The 16,518-nt window shown below is 70.6% G+C and carries 14 protein-coding genes; 6 read left to right on the top strand and 8 right to left on the bottom strand.

Annotation, left to right across the window (positions count from 1 at the left end):
• Window positions 1-15: 15 nt before the first annotated feature.
• The 4 genes from ACWIGI_RS26160 to ACWIGI_RS26145 all read right to left on the bottom strand — a co-directional run bounded on the left by ACWIGI_RS26160 (window position 16) and on the right by ACWIGI_RS26145 (window position 3,844).
• Entirely contained in the window at window positions 16-597 is a 582-nt protein-coding gene (locus tag ACWIGI_RS26160) for a TerD family protein (protein ID WP_454205113.1), read from the bottom strand.
• Between the two features lie 55 nt (window positions 598-652).
• Window positions 653-1,660, bottom strand: a complete 1,008-nt coding sequence (locus ACWIGI_RS26155) for a hemolysin family protein (protein ID WP_454205112.1) — start codon at window positions 1,658-1,660, stop codon at window positions 653-655.
• Window positions 1,653-3,014: a hemolysin family protein gene (locus ACWIGI_RS26150; protein WP_454205111.1), complete on the bottom strand. Its 1,362-nt coding sequence runs from the start codon at window positions 3,012-3,014 to the stop codon at window positions 1,653-1,655. Before ACWIGI_RS26150 ends, ACWIGI_RS26155 begins: the two co-directional genes overlap by 8 nt.
• Before the next feature lie 254 nt (window positions 3,015-3,268).
• Window positions 3,269-3,844 carry a TerD family protein gene (locus tag ACWIGI_RS26145; protein ID WP_454205110.1) on the bottom strand — a complete coding sequence of 192 codons (576 nt, stop codon included), beginning with the start codon at window positions 3,842-3,844 and terminating at the stop codon, window positions 3,269-3,271.
• A 389-nt stretch (window positions 3,845-4,233) separates the two neighbouring features.
• Between ACWIGI_RS26145 and ACWIGI_RS26140 the strand changes: the two genes are divergently transcribed.
• Window positions 4,234-5,502, top strand: a complete 1,269-nt coding sequence (locus ACWIGI_RS26140; RefSeq protein ID WP_454205109.1) for a heparan-alpha-glucosaminide N-acetyltransferase domain-containing protein — start codon at window positions 4,234-4,236, stop codon at window positions 5,500-5,502.
• Window positions 5,503-5,517: 15 nt separating this feature from the next.
• Here ACWIGI_RS26140 and ACWIGI_RS26135 read toward each other — a convergent pair whose 3' ends face one another.
• Window positions 5,518-6,672, bottom strand: a complete 1,155-nt coding sequence (locus tag ACWIGI_RS26135; protein ID WP_454205108.1) for a hypothetical protein — start codon at window positions 6,670-6,672, stop codon at window positions 5,518-5,520.
• Between the two features lie 480 nt (window positions 6,673-7,152).
• Here ACWIGI_RS26135 and ACWIGI_RS26130 point away from each other — a divergent pair, with 480 nt between their 5' ends.
• The 4 genes from ACWIGI_RS26130 (at window position 7,153) to ACWIGI_RS26115 (ending at window position 11,558) form a co-directional block, all read left to right on the top strand.
• Window positions 7,153-7,773 carry a TetR/AcrR family transcriptional regulator gene (locus ACWIGI_RS26130; protein ID WP_454205107.1) on the top strand — a complete coding sequence of 207 codons (621 nt, stop codon included), beginning with the start codon at window positions 7,153-7,155 and terminating at the stop codon, window positions 7,771-7,773.
• A 146-nt stretch (window positions 7,774-7,919) separates the two neighbouring features.
• Window positions 7,920-9,254 carry a flavin monoamine oxidase family protein gene (locus tag ACWIGI_RS26125; protein WP_454205106.1) on the top strand — a complete coding sequence of 445 codons (1,335 nt, stop codon included), beginning with the start codon at window positions 7,920-7,922 and terminating at the stop codon, window positions 9,252-9,254.
• A gap of 125 nt (window positions 9,255-9,379) precedes the next feature.
• The gene (locus ACWIGI_RS26120; protein WP_454205105.1) at window positions 9,380-10,978 is read left to right on the top strand and encodes a GMC family oxidoreductase; all 1,599 of its coding nucleotides are present in this window, start codon (window positions 9,380-9,382) and stop codon (window positions 10,976-10,978) included.
• Window positions 10,979-11,189: 211 nt separating this feature from the next.
• The gene (locus ACWIGI_RS26115; protein ID WP_454205104.1) at window positions 11,190-11,558 is read left to right on the top strand and encodes a hypothetical protein; all 369 of its coding nucleotides are present in this window, start codon (window positions 11,190-11,192) and stop codon (window positions 11,556-11,558) included.
• On the opposite strand, the gene ACWIGI_RS26110 is transcribed toward ACWIGI_RS26115, so the two are convergent.
• Window positions 11,546-12,697 (bottom strand): NAD(P)/FAD-dependent oxidoreductase, encoded by a 1,152-nt coding sequence (locus ACWIGI_RS26110; RefSeq protein WP_454205103.1) that lies wholly within the window; start codon window positions 12,695-12,697, stop codon window positions 11,546-11,548. The two genes, ACWIGI_RS26115 and ACWIGI_RS26110, sit on opposite strands and share 13 nt — an antisense overlap.
• Window positions 12,698-12,776: 79 nt before the next feature.
• A complete protein-coding gene (locus ACWIGI_RS26105) occupies window positions 12,777-14,888 on the bottom strand; it encodes an MMPL family transporter (protein WP_454205102.1) in 2,112 nt (703 codons plus the stop codon).
• 64 nt (window positions 14,889-14,952) lie between these two features.
• On the opposite strand from ACWIGI_RS26105, the gene ACWIGI_RS26100 reads away from it, so the two are divergent.
• The gene (locus ACWIGI_RS26100; protein ID WP_454205101.1) at window positions 14,953-15,453 is read left to right on the top strand and encodes a MarR family winged helix-turn-helix transcriptional regulator; all 501 of its coding nucleotides are present in this window, start codon (window positions 14,953-14,955) and stop codon (window positions 15,451-15,453) included.
• Between the two features lie 72 nt (window positions 15,454-15,525).
• Here the strand turns inward: ACWIGI_RS26100 and ACWIGI_RS26095 are convergent, their stop codons facing one another.
• Complete coding sequence (locus ACWIGI_RS26095) at window positions 15,526-16,224, bottom strand: hypothetical protein (protein WP_454205100.1); 699 nt, start codon at window positions 16,222-16,224, stop codon at window positions 15,526-15,528.
• Window positions 16,225-16,518: the final 294 nt, after the last annotated feature.

Genomic DNA, 16,518 nt, shown 5'->3' with positions numbered 1-16,518 from the left:
ATGCGCGTCTCCGGGCTACTGCAGGGCGAAGCGCAGCAGGGCCTGCATGTCACCCTGCTTGATCTTGCCCTTGCGATCGACGACCTCGAGCTGCCAGGCCGGGCCGTTGCGGAACGCGCGGGCGATGGCGTTGGCGTTGTCCCCGCCCAGCAGCGACGGCCAGATGTCGGCCACCTGCTGGGTGCCGCCGCCGGTCGCGTCGTAGATCTTGAACGAGACGTTGTTCGCCTTCTCGAAGCTCGAACCCTTCTTGAACGCGGCCGCGACGAACACGATCGAGTCGATGCCGCCGGGCACGTCGGCGAAGGTCACGTGCACGGTCTCGTCGTCACCCGCGGCCGCGCCGGTCTGCTCGTCGCCGCTGTGCAGCACCGACCCGTTGCCCAGCGGATCCAGCGAATCCAGGCCCGCGAACCGCACCGGTTCGCTGCCCTGCATCAGAATCGCGATCAGATCCAGATCCACGCCCTTCTTCCGCCGGGCGATGCCGAGCAGCCCGCCGCTGGCGCCGGCCGAGGGGTCCCAGCTGACGCCGACACTCATCTTGCTGATGCCCGCGAGATCGGCGGCACCGTCTTCTTTTCTGAGCGTGATCACGAACTCAACCTGTCTTCTCGTCGAAATATCTTGTGGAACAGTGGATATGGACTTGTCAGACCGCGGCCGCGGGGAGCAGCCGCTCGAGCACGTCGGTGAGGGTGACGAGCCCGATCAGGCCGCCGGGACCGGCGACGACGCCGATGTGACCGCGGGTCTCGCGCATGACGCCCAGGGCCTCGTAGACCGGCAGGGCGGCGTCGAAGCGCAGCACCGGGCGCATGAGATCACGCGCCACGGTGGTGTCGGGCACGCCCAGACTGTCGCGCACGTGCAGCACGCCGATCAGTTCGTCGCCTTCGCGCACGAACAGGCGCAGATGGCCCGTCGAGCGCGAGACCCGCTGGATCGTGCGCGCGTCCGCGTCCGGCGCCACGGCGCTCGGATCGGTGTTCGGGCGCACGATGTCACCGACGGTCAGCGCTTCGAGTTCGAGTGCCGCGGTGAGGTTTCCGCGATAGCGCTCGTCGAGCGTGCCCGCGGTGGCGGAGTGCTCGATCAGATGCCGCAGCGCGGCGGGGTCCTGACCCGCGTCGACCTCGTCGACCGGGGTGACGCCCACGCGCACCAGGCACCAGTTCGCGAGCCGGTTGAGCGCGGACAGCAGCGGCCGGGTGAGCCACATGAACGCGCGCATCGGCAGCGCCAGCAGAATGGCCGACCGCTCGGGATGCGCGATCGCCCACGACTTGGGCGCCATCTCCCCCACCACCAGGTGCAGGAACGTCACCACGATCAGGGCGAGCACGAAACCGGCGACGTCCGCCAGCCACAGCGGCGCGCCCAGCGTCTCGATGAGCGGGGTGATCCAGTGGTGCACGGCGGGTTTGGTGATGGCGCCGAGCGCCAGCGTGCACACCGTGATGCCCAGCTGCGACCCCGCCAGCAGCACCGAGAGCTCCGAGGCGCTGCGCAGCGCGGCCCGCGCCGGGGCGCTGGTCGCGGCCGCGTCCTCGAGCCGATGCTTGCGCGCCGCGATGAGCGCGAATTCCACCGCGACGAAGAACGCGCTAGCGCTGATCAATCCGATGGTGATGACCACCACGACCCAGGGATTACTCATCGCCACTCACCTCCGCGTCGACCGCCGGGGTGATCAGCACGCGGGAGGGCACCCGCTTGTGCACCTGCCGCACCCGCGCCAGCACCGTACGCCGGCGCGGATGTTCGGCGAGGAGTTCGGACGCCTCGGGTTCGAGCTCGATCTCCACGGTGTCGCCGACCTCGGGCAGGCCGCCGAACCGCGTGATCACCAATCCGGCCAGGGTTTCGTAATCCCCTTCGGGCAGTTCGAGATTCAACAGCCTCGACACCTCGTCCAGGTGCAGGTCGCCGGCGACGAGCCAGCCGCCGTCGACCGGTACCACGTCGTCGTTGACTTCCGGATCGTGTTCGTCGTCGATCTCGCCGACCAGTTCCTCGGCGATGTCCTCGATGGTGACCACGCCCGCGAAGCCGCCGTACTCGTCGATGACCAGGGCCATTTCCTGTTTCGCGGCGGTGATCGCGGTGACGACGTCGGGCAGCGACAGCGACTCGGGCACCATGACCGCCTCGCGGCAGTGCCGGCCCGCGCGCTCGTCCGGATCGACGTCGAGCAGGTCGTGCAGATGAATGATGCCTCGCAGATCGTCACTGGTCTCCCCGGTCACCGGGTAGCGGGTGTGGCCGGTGCTCATGCGATCGCGCACCGCGCCCACCGTGTCCCCCGCCGCGACGACATCCACCCGGGCACGGGGGATCATCGCGTGTTCGGCGGTGCGCGTGGGGAAGTCGAGTATGCGATCCAGCAGCGTCGACAACTCCGGGGGCAGTTCGCCCGCGTTGCGCGAGGCCGCGACGATGTGCTCGAGATCCCTCGGGGTCGCCGAATGCTCGACATCGTGCACCGGTTCGATGCGCAGCGCGCGCAGCAGCACGTTGGCCGACTGGTCGAAAAGCTTGATGAGCCAGCCGAAGACCTTCAGGTACATGGTCGTCGACAGCGCCAGGGCCCGGGCCACCGGTTCGGGGCGGGCGATGGCGAGGTTCTTGGGGAACAGCTCGCCGAAGACCATCTGCACGACGGTCGAGAACAGCACGGCCAGGATCGCGCCCACCGCGATGCCGACGCCGGTCGGCACGCCCACCCCGCCCAGCAGTTCGCCGAGGCCGCGACCGATGAGCGGTTCGGCGACGTAACCGACCAGCAGACCGGTCACGGTGATGCCGAGTTGCGCGCCGGACAGCATGAACGAGGTCCGTCTGGTCACCGCCAGGGCGCGGCCGGACGCCGCGTCCCCCGCTTCGGCGCGGGCCTTGAGACGCGAGCGGTCCACGGCCATGTACGCGAATTCCTGGGCCACGAAGTAGCCGGTCAGCGCGGTGATCGCCAGAACGACGAGAACACCGAGTCCAACACTCAGCGCGGTGAGCACGGCGTCACCCCCGTGAAGGGAAAGCCGCGATCAGCTCGGGGCGGGTTGGGTAATCGGTATTTGCGCTTCGCGCGTCTCATCTGCTCGCTTCTGTGAGATGTCCGTATTGCCGGGTGTATCCGACGCTAACACGGACGATAGAACTGTTCGGGGACATGAAACCGCTTGTCACGCCCCATTTCCGCACCGGCCGAGCGGCGAGCGCCACGCGGGTTGACCGCGCTCGCCGCCGGCCGGGTGTCAGGACCGAATCCTCAGAGCCCGACGCCGAAGTCGCGGGCGATGCCCTCGAGGCCGGAGGCGTAGCCCTGGCCGATGGCGCGGAACTTCCACTCGGCGCCGTTGCGGTACAGCTCGCCGAAGACCATGGCGGTCTCGGTCGAGGCGTCCTCGCTCAGGTCGTAGCGGGCGAGCTCGGTGCCGTTGGCGCGGTCGACGACGCGGATGTAGGCGTTGCGGACCTGGCCGAAGCTCTGGCTGCGCGAGACGGCGTCGTAGATCGAGACCGGGAACACGATGGACTCGATGCTCGCCGGGGTGGCCGCGAGATCGACGTTGATGACCTCGTCGTCGCCCTCGCCCTCACCGGTGCGGTTGTCACCGGCGTGCTCGATCGCGCCCTCGGGGGACTTGAGGTTGTTGAAGAAGACGAAGTGCCCGGGGGACACGACCTTCTTGCTCCCGTCGACGCCGATGGCGCTGGCATCGAGATCGAAATCGGTTCCCGTGGTGGTCCGCAGGTCCCAGCCCAGGCCGACCGCTACCGCGGTCAGGCCCGGCGCGGCCTTGGTCAACGACACGTTGCCGCCCTTGGACAAACTCACACCCATGCCAACCATCTCCTGTCGATCGTTGTCGCGGCGGGCTCTGAGAAGCCCGCCGTCGCGTTTCGGAACCACAAGGGAACCGCACCTGCGCGAGGCGCGTTGCCCGAGTGGGTCGATACGTCAACATTCGGGACGCGAAAGTGGTTCCCCGCGCTGCCCCCGAAGCCGAACGCACACTATCACGTGCCACTGGATGGTTGGCTCGGCAAGGGTCGGGCAACACCGCCCCCGAGGTGATCGGCGGCCATGAGACCGGCGGACGATTGCGTTTGCTGCGATGTCCACTCCGAGAGTGATCTTGCCCCCGATTCGACGTCGGGACCGCCTTTTTCGCGAGCTCTTGAATTAGCCTGCCGATAACTAGCATTCGACGATCGGGAGGTGGGCTCGCTGTGACGGCGGCGCGAACGGTGGAATCGGAACACTCGGCGACCGGGCCCGGCCTTCCACGGGTGCTCGCGCTGGACGCGGCGCGCGGCATCGCCGTGCTCGGCATGTTCGCGGTACACACCGGACCACCGGAACAGGTGATGTCGGGGTGGCTCTCGATCTTCGCGGGGCGATCGGCGGCGCTGTTCGCCGTCCTCGCGGGCGTCTCGCTGAGCCTGATGACCGGCGGCCGCACACCGCGCACCGGACGCGCGGCCCAGCGCGATCTGGTTCGCGTCGCCGCGCGGGCGGTGCTGATCGCCGCGCTGGGAATCGCACTGGCGCAACTGCACTCCGGCATCGGGATCATGCTCATCCTGAGCTACTACGGCCTCTATTTCCTGCTCGCCCTGCCCCTGCTGCGGCTCGGCGCACCGGCACTCACCGCGCTCGCGGCCGGGTGGACGATCGCGGGTCCGATCGCGTCCTTCCTGATCAGGGCTCACCTGGACCAGTCGACCGTCGGCGGCCACCCGAGCGCCGACATGTTCACCTCCTGGTCCGGGCTCGGTGACGTCGCCACGATGCTGGTGTTCACCGGCGCGTACCCGGCCATCACCTGGATGCCGTTCGTCCTGGCCGGAATGGCGCTGGGCCGCTGGGGCATCCGAGAACTACGCGCCCTCCCGCTGCTGGGAATCGGCGCGGCGCTCGCGCTGCTCGGCTACGGCGGCTCGTGGCTGCTGCAGCACCCGTTCGGCGGGCGCTCCCACCTGATCGATCTGCTGACCGGCATGGGGATCACCGATATCGATCCGGGCGAGATCATCGATCTGGCCGGGCTGGGCACCGTCGGCACCAACAGCTGGTGGTGGCTGACGGTCGACAATCCGCACAGCGGAACACCGTTCGAGATCGCCGGATCGATCGGCGTCGCGCTCGGCGTGATCGGCATGCTGACCGCGCTCCTGCCGACGGCCCGAATTCCGCTGTACCCCTTGATCTGTGCCGGCTCGTGCGCCCTGAGCCTCTACATCCTGCAGGTCGTGGCCCTGTGGGCGCTGGTGCCCGCCACCGGCACTCCCCCACCCGGCGTGCTGCACGGCCCGTCCTGGCAGCTGCTGACCCTGCTGGCCGCCGGCTCGCTGACCCTGGCGACCCTGTGGCGCACCCTCTTCCGCCGCGGTCCGGCGGAGTGGCTGCTCCACCAGGTAACGATGGGAATCACGAACGCACTGGTCCCGATGCCGGCCACGGCCGGTCCCGGCGCGACCGATCGGCACGCCGGGTGACATAGGCCGAACGGGCTAGGCCGCTCCGGCCGCCAGGCCGACGACCGTTCCGGCGCCCGCGCCCACGGCGGTGCCCAGCGCACCGGCCAGGGCGCCGCCGAGCGCCGCGCCCGCGGTGCCGCTGACGATGCCGCCGCCGATCCCACCGGCGGCCAGTCCGGCCAGCCCGCCGAGGGCACCGACCGTGGTGCCGCCGATGAGCGCGCCGCCCGCCGCCCCGAGCACCGCGCCGCCGACCACACCGGCGGTGACGCCGATGGCCGCGCCCGCCGCGGCGCCGATGGCCGCGCCGATCGCACCGCCGGCGACGGTGCCCACCGAACCCGTGACGGGGGTGACGACGATGCCGACGCCGGTGAGCGCGGGCAGGCCCACCCCGGCGGTCCCGCCGATCGTGCCGCCGATCAGACCACCCGCGATGGCACCGATCGCGGTGCCCGCCGCGAGACCGAACGCGCCGCCGCCGACCGCGCCCACCCCGGTGCCGATCACTCCGCCGCCGACGCCACCGAGCGCCGCGCCCGCGAGCGCACCGCCCGCGCCCACCGCGAGTCCGCCGACGGTCGCGCCACCGACGCCGCCCAGCGCCGCACCCGCCGTACCGCCCGCCACCGCCGCGGGCACGCCCACCGCCGCGGCGCCCGCGGTCGCGCCGAGCAGGCTCTTGGCGGCGAGCTGATCGGAGCGGTTGGGCGAAATGCCCAGGGACCGCGCGAAGGTCGAGATCTCGGCTTCGACGCCGGCGGCCGCGCCGTTCACGCCGTCGACCAGACCCTGCGGCACCACGGCGCCGACGGGCGCGCTGAAGTCACCGACGCGCACGGTCCCCGGATCCGGAACGATGTTCGCCACGCGCGGGACGGGCTCGGGCGCGTGCAACTCGCCGAGATTCAGGGGCGCGGTGTACGCGGGCTGCGGAACCTGGCGCGCGACGCCGAAATCGGTGTCGGGGGCGGCGAAATCCATTGCCACCTCCGGTGAATCGGCGGGGGCGATCGTGACGCCCGGCTGCCGCGCGCTCGGCGGGGTGTTCACGCCCGGCTGCGGCGCGATGAACTGCGGGCCGGCCGCGGCCGCGCCCGCGAAGGTGATGGCCGCGACCACGGGAATCGCACCCACCGACCCGCGCAATGCCTTACTCGCCGACGACATCTTCCGGTGGCGCCCCATCTGCCTCACCAATCCCCTTCTCGGATCCTGCTTTTCGACACGCTCGATAACGATGGGGAAAGCTGCAAATCCCCCCCCGGATCGAGTAATACTCGAGATCGAGCCGAACGAATAGAACCGGCTGGGACACCCGAAGTCAATTTCGGAGCGGGGGCGCGTGATCCACGTCTCCCGAGGTGGGGCGCTGCTCTGTTCGATTCGACGGCCGGGCGCCGTGAACAGCCGAGGACCCGATTTCGCACCCTGGAGCCGATGGTGGAAAGGTGCACCAGAACGACACGAATTCACTGTGCACATCGTGCGCGAATTCCCGATCGCCGATGACCATTCGGCGCGCGATTGCCGACCGCCCGCCACGGACCTTGCACCGAGCGAATCTCATCGGCGGCCGAATGGCGTTCGGCGCCGCCCGGTGGGTTGCGGAGCGGGCGGGTGGGGGCGGCGTGCGAGACTCGTGGGAGCCGACGAGGAGGGAACGGGTTGGCCTACGTCAAAGCCGCCGAACGGGAAGCGCAGATTGTCGCCGCGGCGATCCGGGTGCTGAGCACGGTGGGGGTGGCGGGCACTACCCTGCGGGCGGTCGCCGCCGAGGCGGACATCCCGCTGGGCACCATGCACTACGTGTTCCCCGCCAAGGACAAGCTGCTGCGGGCGGTCATCGCGGCCGTCGAGCGCGACGTCGCCGCCGCGCTCCGCGTGCGGGTCGACGTCGGTCACGGTGTGGCACACACGATTCGGCAGAGCGTCGACAACTTCTGGACCGCGCTGGTCGAGAACGAGATCGGCCTGCAGGTCATGCAGTACGAACTCGCCATGTACTCCGCGCGCCACGAGGGCGCCGACGGGCTCGGCCGGCTCCAGTACCAGGGCTACACCGCGCTCGTCGCCGAGTTCTGCGAGCGGGCGGCCGCGGCCGCGGGCGAACGCACCGCGGTCGACTTCGGGACCCTCGGCCGCCTGTCCCTGGCGGTGATGGACGGGCTGATCGTGCAGTACGTGACGAACCCCGATCCCGAGCGCGCCCGCCGCGACCTCGACCACGCCGTCGACATGATCGTTCGCTTCGCCGATCCGCGGCCGCTCGCGGACACCCCGGACTAGCGGGCACAACCTCCCGGACCCTTGCGCTCACCGGCCCGATGTGGCTTACTGAAAAAAGTCGGTCGGTTGTACGACTTAGTTCTCAGTCGGCTGCCCCGCACCGAGCGCGGCGGTCCCGAACAGCGCGAATACGGAAGGGGCACCGGATGCAGCAGGATCCGTCGCGGGAGCGCGAGTCGACACCCGAGACCGCGGTGGCGGTGATCGGAGCCGGGGTCGCCGGCCTGACCGCGGCGCGCGAACTACGGCGGCGCAGGGTCGAGGTGATCGTGCTCGAGGCCGCCGACCGGGTCGGCGGGCGCACGCTGAGCGAAACCACGGCCCTGGGCACGCGCGTGGACCTCGGCGGCCAGTGGATCGGCCACGACCACCATCGGGTGACCACCCTCGCCGCCGAACTCGGCCTCACCCCGTTCCCCATGCACACCGGGCGGCTGCCGGTCATCGTCGACGGCGCCCGCCGCGTGCGCGTCGCGGCGCCCGCGACGTTCGCCGCGCTGACCGCGCTCGGCGCGCTGGAAGTGTTGTCCCGCACCGCGTTACCGCGACGCTGGAACGACGTCACCGTCGCTACGTGGCTGCGCCGCATGCCCGGGCGCACCGCGCGGCGGCTGCTCGAGGTGATCGCCACGACGTCGTGGACGGCGGACCTCGACCGGTTCTCGGTGGACACCATGGCCCGCCTGATCCGCTCGCAGGGCGGCCTGGCGACCATGCTCGCCACGCGCGGCGGCGCACAGGATTCCCTGCTGGTCGAGGGCATGGGGTCGCTGTCCGAGGCGATGGCCGCCGAACTCGGCGACCGAATTCGCCTGGGCCACCGCGTCGAATCGATCACGCGGACGAGCGAGGGCCTGTCCATCGGCACGACACGGGGCGAGATCCGCGCGGGCAAGGCGATCCTCACGGTGCCGCCGCCGCTGCTCGAGCGGATCGACTTCGACCCCGCGCTACCCGCCGCACAGGCCGACCTGGCGCGGCACTCATACATGGGCTCGGTGTACAAGGCCATCGCGGTCTACGACCGGCCCTTCTGGCGCGACGGACTCGGCGGCGAGTTCCTGGTGCTCGACAACCCCGGCCGGGCGGCCTTCGACACCACCCCGCCCGGCGACGGCCCCGGTCACCTGTGCGTCCTCGTCCCCGGTCTCGAGGCACACGCGCTCGACGGCTTGGACGCCCGCGCGCGGCGCGACGCCGTCCTCGGCCCGCTGGCCCGCCACCTCGGTCCCGCCCTGCTCGATCCGGTCAGCTGGCACGAAAAGTCCTGGCATCGTGACGAATTCGTCGGCGGCGGCTACTTCGCGATCCCCGACCCCGGCACCGGCGGCGACTTTCCGCCGATCCCGTCCGCGCCCGCGGGCGACCTCTACTGGGCGGGTACCGAAACCGCGGGTGACCATCCGGGCTACGTGGAGGGCGCCATCGAATCGGGCACGCGCGCGGCCGCGGAGGTGCTGCGGGAACTGTCCCGGCGCTAGGACGGCGCCGGCTCCCGCCCTCGACGGTGAATCGGGCTCCCGCTCGCCGGTTTTCGAGTACGTTCGGCAACACGTTCTAGTTGCCGGTGACTCGCGGCGACACCGTCTGGGGAGAGGGGCCGACGATGTCGGTTACGGACTACATAGTCATCGGTTCCGGCAGTGCCGGGGCCATCATCGCACGCAGACTGGCCGACTCCGGCGCGACCGTCACGCTTATCGAGGCCGGGCGCCGGGACAACACCCGCCTGGTCCGGACGCCCGGCCTCATCGGGCCCATGCACGCCGTGCCGCAGCTGAAGAAGATCGTCGACTGGGGGCACTACACCGTCGAGCAGAAACACGCACTGGGGCGCAAGGTTCCGCAGACGCACGGCAAGGTGGTCGGCGGATCGAGTTCGATCAACGGCATGGTGTTCGTGCGCGGGAACCACCGCAATTTCGACGACTGGGCGGCCGAGGGCAACACCGGCTGGTCCTACGCGGACGTCCTGCCGAGTTTCAAGAAGTTCGAATCCTTCGAGGACGGCGCCAGCGAATTCCGCGGCGACGCCGGGCCGATCAAGGTGATCCGGGCCCGCGAGCTGACCGAGGCGTCCGAGTCGTTCATGTCGGCGCTGACCGAAACCACCGGCGCGGCACACAATCCCGACTACAACGGGGCCGAGCAGGACGGGGTATCGCTGCTGCAGCAGAGCAACAGCGCCGGCCTGCGATACAGCACCTCGGTCGGATACCTGGACTCGCGGCCGAAGAACCTGACGGTGCTGCCCGATACCCAGGTCACCCGGATCGTGATCGAGAACGGCCGGGCGACCGGGGTCGAGTACCGGACGGCGCGCGGTCTCCACACCCTGCGGGCCGACCGGGAAATCATCGTCAGCGCGGGCACTTTCGGCTCCGCGCAGCTGCTCATGCTGTCCGGCATCGGCCCCGCCGACCACCTGCGGGCCTTCGACATCGAGGTCGCCGCCGACCTCCCGGTGGGCGACAACCTGCACGACCACCTGTTCGTGCCGATGAGCTTCGCCATGCCGACCGCCGTACACCGTTCCGCGGCAGGCTATTTCGCCCGCGCCCTGGTGCGCGAGTCGCTGCGCAGGAACAGCACCTGGCTGGCGCGCAGCGTCTTCGAGGTGGTCTCGTTCCTGCGCACCCCGTACTCCACCGGCACACCCGACCTGCAACTGCACGTGCTGCCGTGGAGCTACCCCGGCCCCAACCAGGACGCGCCCATCCGGCACACCCCGGACCCCCGCCGCGCGCTCACCATCCTGGTCACCATGATCTACCCGCAGAGCCGGGGCACCCTGCGCCTGACCTCCGCCGATCCGACCGCGGCGCCGGCCATCGATCCCAACTATCTCGCCGAACAGCGGGACCTGGACACCCTCGTGCACGGCATGGAACTGACCCGCGAGATCATGTCCGCGCAATCCATCGGCCCCGCGGTGGACGCCGAGATCGAGCCCGGCACAAAGCATCCCGGCCGCGCCGAACTGGCGGCCGAGGTACCCAACCGCGCCACCACCGTCTACCACCCGGTCGGCACCTGCCGCATGGGCGTCGACGAGCGCGCGGTCGTGGACCCCACGCTGCGGGTGCGCGGCATACAGGGTCTGCGCGTGGCCGACGCCTCGATCATGCCCAGCATCGTCGGCGGCAACACCAACGCGGCGACCATGATGATCGGCGAACACGCCGCCGCTCTCATCCTCGGCTGACCCGGTATTTCGGGGTCGACCGGCCCGGCGCCACGGCCGCCGGGCCGAGCGCGGTTACCCGTGCCGGAACGGCTCCCGTGCAACACTTCTGCCCTGAATCACGATCACACACCGGAGTGGGCAGCGCACTCGGGGGTACTTCGATGCCCCGGCTCGATCAGCTCGGTATCCGTTACACGATGGCCGCACGGCCTGTTGGGAGGATTTCGATATGAACAAGGCGATGCTCGCCGCCACACGGGTCACGGCAGCCGCGGTGCCGGTGCTCGGACTGGCCGTGGCCTTCGGTTCGGGGACCGCGCAGGCCGCGCCGCAGGACTGCGTCATCACGCGGGATCTGGTGAGCGCCTCGGCGGTCTGCAACGACGTCGACGCGCCGCCCGGACGCGAATACACGGTGGTCACCGAGTGCTGGGGGCTGGCCGGCATTCCGAACGCCTGGCCGTTCATGGGCATCGGGCCCTACCGCGGCAGCTGGGGCGGCTCGTTCGGCCCGGCCGGACAGGGCTCGTCCTCATGCCTGGGTCCCGCGAGCGTGGGCACCCTCACCAACGCGTACGTGGCGGTCTACCGGGAGTGAGGCGGGCCGGGGTGGCGGAGTCCGCCGTAGATCCCACGCCCCACGATGAGCGGCTGTAGCGCGGACCAGACCGGAATCGGGTAGCCCCGGCCACCGGGGCCGAACACCTCCAGGACGTTGCGCTGCGGCCCGACCACCGAACCCCAGCGGCGGGTCGCGGGCACGAACGGCCGCGGCGGCCTGCCGGTCAGCTCGGCGCGAATGTTGTGCGCCAGCAGACCATCGGCGCGACTGCGGGCCGAGGTCCGCAGCGGGTCGGTGGCGGCGACATCGCCGATCGCGTACACCCCGGGCAGACCGGGGACGCGCAGGTAGTCGTCGACGCGGACGAAACCGCCGTCGTCCAGCAGCTCGCCGGGCAGCCAGTCCGTGTTCGGCCGGACCCGCCCGATGGTCCACAGCACGGCGTCGGCGGTGCTCGCGGGCTGGCCCGTGCTCCATTCGACCGGACCGGCCGTGATCTCGTCGCACGCGAAGCCTTCCGGGACCACCGCGCGATGATGCGGATGCAGACCGACGCCGAGCCGCTCGAGTCGCGGGCGCAGTGTGCGCCACACCCGGAGGTGATGCAGCGGCAGCGCGCGGTCGCCGGGAAAGTAGAGGTCCACCCGTGTGCGCGGCCACACGGTCGCGACATTCAGCGCACTGCTGACCGCCGCCGCGCCGCCACCCAGCACCAGCACCGAGTCCGCGCGGGCGAGGCGTTCGTGCGCGGCGGCGATCTCGGCGTCCACCTCGTCGCGGGTCTGCAGGCCGGGCCTGCGCCAGAAGCCATTCGTCACACCGGTCGAGATCACCAGCGCGTCATAGGATTCCGAGCGCGCGGCCCCGGAGTGATCGACGAGGTGAATCTCGCGCGCGGCGGGATCCAGGCCGGACACACTCCCGTGCACGATCCGCACCCCGTCGAGCCGGCGGTAGCGGTCGAAGGGAACCCGGTACTCGCGCGCCCAGTCGTGCGGGCGAGCCAATCGCAGGCCGAGTTCCTGCCCGCTGACCAGGCCCGGTTTGCTCGAAACACCCACCACATCCGCGTGTTTCGCGAGGTGGATGGCGGTGAGCAGGCCCGTATCGCCCAGCCCGGCGATCACGATCCGCGGGCGGTTCCCGGCCCGGACTGACGGTGCGGTCGCGCTCATGCGCCGACCGTACTGGAACAAGTTCTAGTACGTGGGGATTCGGCGGGTACGGTGCGGGGCGCGCACCCCGCACCCGATATCACCCGTGGGCGTGCGCCGAATCCGCCCGCGCGTCCCGGTTCTCGGTCTCCGCGGCGGCGGCCAGCGGGCTCGGCCACCAGATCCGCGATCCGATCACGCTGAACAGCGCCGGAATGATTACGGTGCGCACCACGAACGTGTCGAGGAGGATGCCGATGCCCACGACGATGCCCAGCTGGGTCAGCGTGATCAGCGGCAGCACACCCAGGACACAGAACACCGCGGCCAGCACCAGCCCCGCGCTGGTGATGACGGCGCCGGTCGAGGACACCGCACGCACCATGCCGTGCCGGGTGCCGTGTTCCGGGGTCTCCTCGCGCGCCCGGGTGACCAGGAAGATCGTGTAGTCCACGCCCAGCGCGACCAGGAACAGGAACGCGAACAGCGGGACACCGGTGTCCAGGGCGGGGAAGCCGAACACGTGCACGCTCACCCAGCTGCCCAGGCCGAGCGCGGCCAGCGCGCCCAGGACGGTGACCGCGACCAGCAGCAGCGCGGCGGGCACGGCCCGCAGCAGCGCCAGCAGCACCACGCAGACCACCAGCAGGATCAGCGGGATGACGACCATGCGATCACGCGCGGCGGCATCGCTGGAATCCAGTGCGCGCGCGTCGTTTCCACCCACCAGGGCGTCGGCGCCGGGCACCTCCCCCAGGCGCGTGCGCAGGGCCTCGACGGTGTCGAAGGCGGCCCGCGAACCGGGTGCGGCGGAGGTGAGCACGGTCCAGCGGGACCAGCCGGAATCCGAGGTCCCGGTCGCCGCCGCGCGCACGACACCGGGCGTGCCGGCCAGGATGTCGGTGACCGCAGGCGCGGCCGACGACCGCGCGACGACCTGGGTCGGGTCGGCCGATCCGGACGGGAAATAGGCCGCGAGGGTCTCGAATCCGCTGACCGATTCGGTGCGGGTGCGGAACTGCTCGGTCTGGGACAGACCCACGTCGACGGTGAACAGTCCCAGGGTGCACACGCTCAGCACCGCCAGGGTGCCCGCGGCGATCGGCACCGGCTTCGCGACCACCCGGGTGGCGACGCGGTGCCAGACGCCCTCCTCGGCGTAGTCCCGATCGTCGGGGCGAGGAACGTAGGGCCAGAAGATGTTTCGCCCGCACAGCGCGAGCGCGGCCAGCAGTCCGAGCAGGACGAACACCAGTGCCACCAGCAGCCCGGTCGCGGCGAAGAGCCCGAGGCTGCGGGTGCTGGGCACCGAGGCCAGCAGCAGCACGAGCAGCGCCAGCACGACCGTCAGGTTGCTGGCGAGGATCGCGGGCCCGGCCCGGCGCACCGCGTGCCGCAGCGCCCGCCGATGATCGGTGGTGCGGTGCAGTTCGTCGCGGTAACGCGAAATGAGCAGCAGCGCATAGTTGGTGCCCGCGCCGAAGACCAGCACGCTGGTGATGCCCGAGGTGGAACCGTCGAAGGAGAGCCCGGTCAGCTGGGCCAGGCCGGTGCCGACGCTGACCACGACCCGATCGGCCAGGCCGATGATCAGCAGCGGAATCAGCCAGAGCACCGGGGAGCGGTAGGTCAGGATCAGCAGTGCCGCGACGACGATCGCGGTGACCGCCAGCAACGTGACGTCGGCGCCCGCGAACGCGTCGGCGATATCGGCGGCGAACGCGGGGCCGCCGGTGATCTCGACCCGCAGGCCCGCGGGCAGATCCGCGCGGGCGGCCTCGCGGACGAGGGTGATGTGCTCGGTGAGCGCGGCGCCGTCGAGGGCGCCCGACACCGGCACCTGCCCGATCGCCGCCTGCCCGTCCGGCGCGGTCTGCAGGGCGACGGCCGGATCCGGGACACCGCCCGCCGCCCGCGTCGCACGCTCGACGACGCCGCGGGCGGCGGCGAGGTCGGCCTCGGTCAGCGGCGCGTCATCGGTACGGGTGACGACCGCGATGGCGACCGCGGCGTCCGCGTCCGGGAACTCGTCGAGCACCTCGGCGACGCGCGCCGACTGGGCCGCGTCGGGTACCGACCGCGGCGCCTGCCCGGCCGCGTCGTTCTTTCCGATCCCGCCGATCAGGCCCGCCGCCAGCACGAACAGGGCGACCAGCAGCAGCCACGACCTCCGGTGGCTGACCAGGCTTGCGTACCGATTCCAGAAGCTCACCCGGAAACTGTTTCATGTTTTTAAATGTTAAGCAACGGAGAGAATTGGGGGCTAGGCTGTTCCGGTGATCGCGAACGACGGCGCCGACGCGGAGGCCACCGCACAGCGCTTTGCGCTCGAAACCGAGATCGGCGCGGACCTGCGCGCCCTGACAGCGGTCTCCGAGCAACTCGGCCACACCTTCGCGCGACAGAACAACCTACGCGCCAACGACTTCCGTGCCCTGCTGCACATCGCCACCGCGGAGTTCGCCGGTCGACCCCTCACCGCCGGGCAACTCGGCAAGCTCATGGGGATGTCCTCGGCCGCCATCACCTACCTGGTGGAGCGCATGATCGAGTCCGGCCACCTGCGCCGCGGCGCCGATCCCGGCGATCGCCGGCGGGTGCTGCTCCACCAGGACGACCCGGGCCGTGCCGCCGCCGCGGACTTCTTCCTGCCCCTGGGCGGGCGCAACCGCGCCGCCATGACCGAGTTCTCCGACGCCGAACTCGATACCGCCCACCGCGTGCTCACCGCCATCACCGCCGCCCTCCACGAGCACCTCGACGAGGTCGGCGGTTGACCCGGCCCGGACGCCCCGGACGCGAAACAGCCCCCCGTCGCTCGGTGACGGGGGGCTGCCGGGCGGGCGCGATCAGCTGGGCAGATGCGTGATGACGTCGGCGGCAATCGCTTTCGCGGCCCCGATGGATTCCTCGGCCGTGCCGAAGCCCTTGAAGGTCAGCACCAGCACCGCGTTGCCCTTGCGGGCGGCGATGCGCGCGTCGGACTGGGGAATCACCGCGTAGGCGTAGTCCCCGGACATCAGGTACGCCTTGTCGAACTGGGGCAGGGTGATCTCGTCGATCTGCGCCGCGTGGTGACTGGCCTGGAAGCTGCGCACCGCGTCGTCGTAGCTCTCGGTGAACAGGCTCTCCGCGGCCGGGGTCAGGGTGAGGCCGAGTTCGATCTGGGTCGGCACGCTCGTCGCGGATTCGACCGTCCACGACGGCCCGTAGGTGCGGACGCCGTCGCCGTTGTTCATACCGCTGAAGGCCTGTGCGGCGCAGTTGGCCCCGGGCACGTAGGTATCCAGCGTGGCCCTGGTGACCAGCTCGCATTCCTTGTCGACCGGCAGGAAGGTCTTGCTGAGCGCCGGACCGGGGCCCGAGTCCGACCCCGAGGTGACCACCGCCACGCCCACGCCGCCGGCCACCAGGGCCAGCGCGGCCACACCCGCGATCCACGGTCCCCGCGACGGCGAGGACGCGGGCGCGTCGGCGGCTACGCGACGACCGATGGCGGGCTTCTTGTGCTGGGTATCGGGTTCGGTAGATCGCCCGGTGAGCGTCATCGTGTACGGCCCTATTCTTTGTCGATCTCGAGGTCGACTGAAGATAACAGACGCGAAGGTCCGGGGCCTCGGCCGAATCCGCCGAATTGCATTGGGCTGCAGCACTAATTGAGAGCAATTGCAAACCGGCGGTCGCAATGGGATATGCCGATCGGCCGCAACGTCCTCCACCGCAATAAGTTCCGGCTCATCCGCGTGAACAATCCCGTGATCGGATTCACCGGGATCGACCGTGGCATCGGGTCCCGGTGTGAGAACCGCGACAGCCGGGCGCCCCGCCGCGGCCGCTGGAAC

It is taken from the genome of Nocardia sp. NPDC055321, from assembly GCF_053645575.1.
Note: the sequence above shows the minus strand (reverse complement) of the source record. Positions and strands in the feature narration are given on the sequence as shown.

Excerpts from the sequence above, each read along its gene's own strand:
- ACWIGI_RS26155 (WP_454205112.1), bottom strand. The coding sequence starts at position 1,660 with ATGAGTAATCCCTGGGTCGTGGTGGTCATCACCATCGGATTGATCAGC.
- ACWIGI_RS26145 (WP_454205110.1), bottom strand. The coding sequence starts at position 3,844 with ATGGGTGTGAGTTTGTCCAAGGGCGGCAACGTGTCGTTGACCAAGGCC.
- ACWIGI_RS26135 (WP_454205108.1), bottom strand. The coding sequence starts at position 6,672 with ATGGGGCGCCACCGGAAGATGTCGTCGGCGAGTAAGGCATTGCGCGGG.
- ACWIGI_RS26125 (WP_454205106.1), top strand. The coding sequence starts at position 7,920 with ATGCAGCAGGATCCGTCGCGGGAGCGCGAGTCGACACCCGAGACCGCG.
- ACWIGI_RS26120 (WP_454205105.1), top strand. The coding sequence starts at position 9,380 with ATGTCGGTTACGGACTACATAGTCATCGGTTCCGGCAGTGCCGGGGCC.
- ACWIGI_RS26115 (WP_454205104.1), top strand. The coding sequence starts at position 11,190 with ATGAACAAGGCGATGCTCGCCGCCACACGGGTCACGGCAGCCGCGGTG.
- ACWIGI_RS26110 (WP_454205103.1), bottom strand. The coding sequence starts at position 12,697 with ATGAGCGCGACCGCACCGTCAGTCCGGGCCGGGAACCGCCCGCGGATC.
- ACWIGI_RS26095 (WP_454205100.1), bottom strand. The coding sequence starts at position 16,224 with ATGACGCTCACCGGGCGATCTACCGAACCCGATACCCAGCACAAGAAG.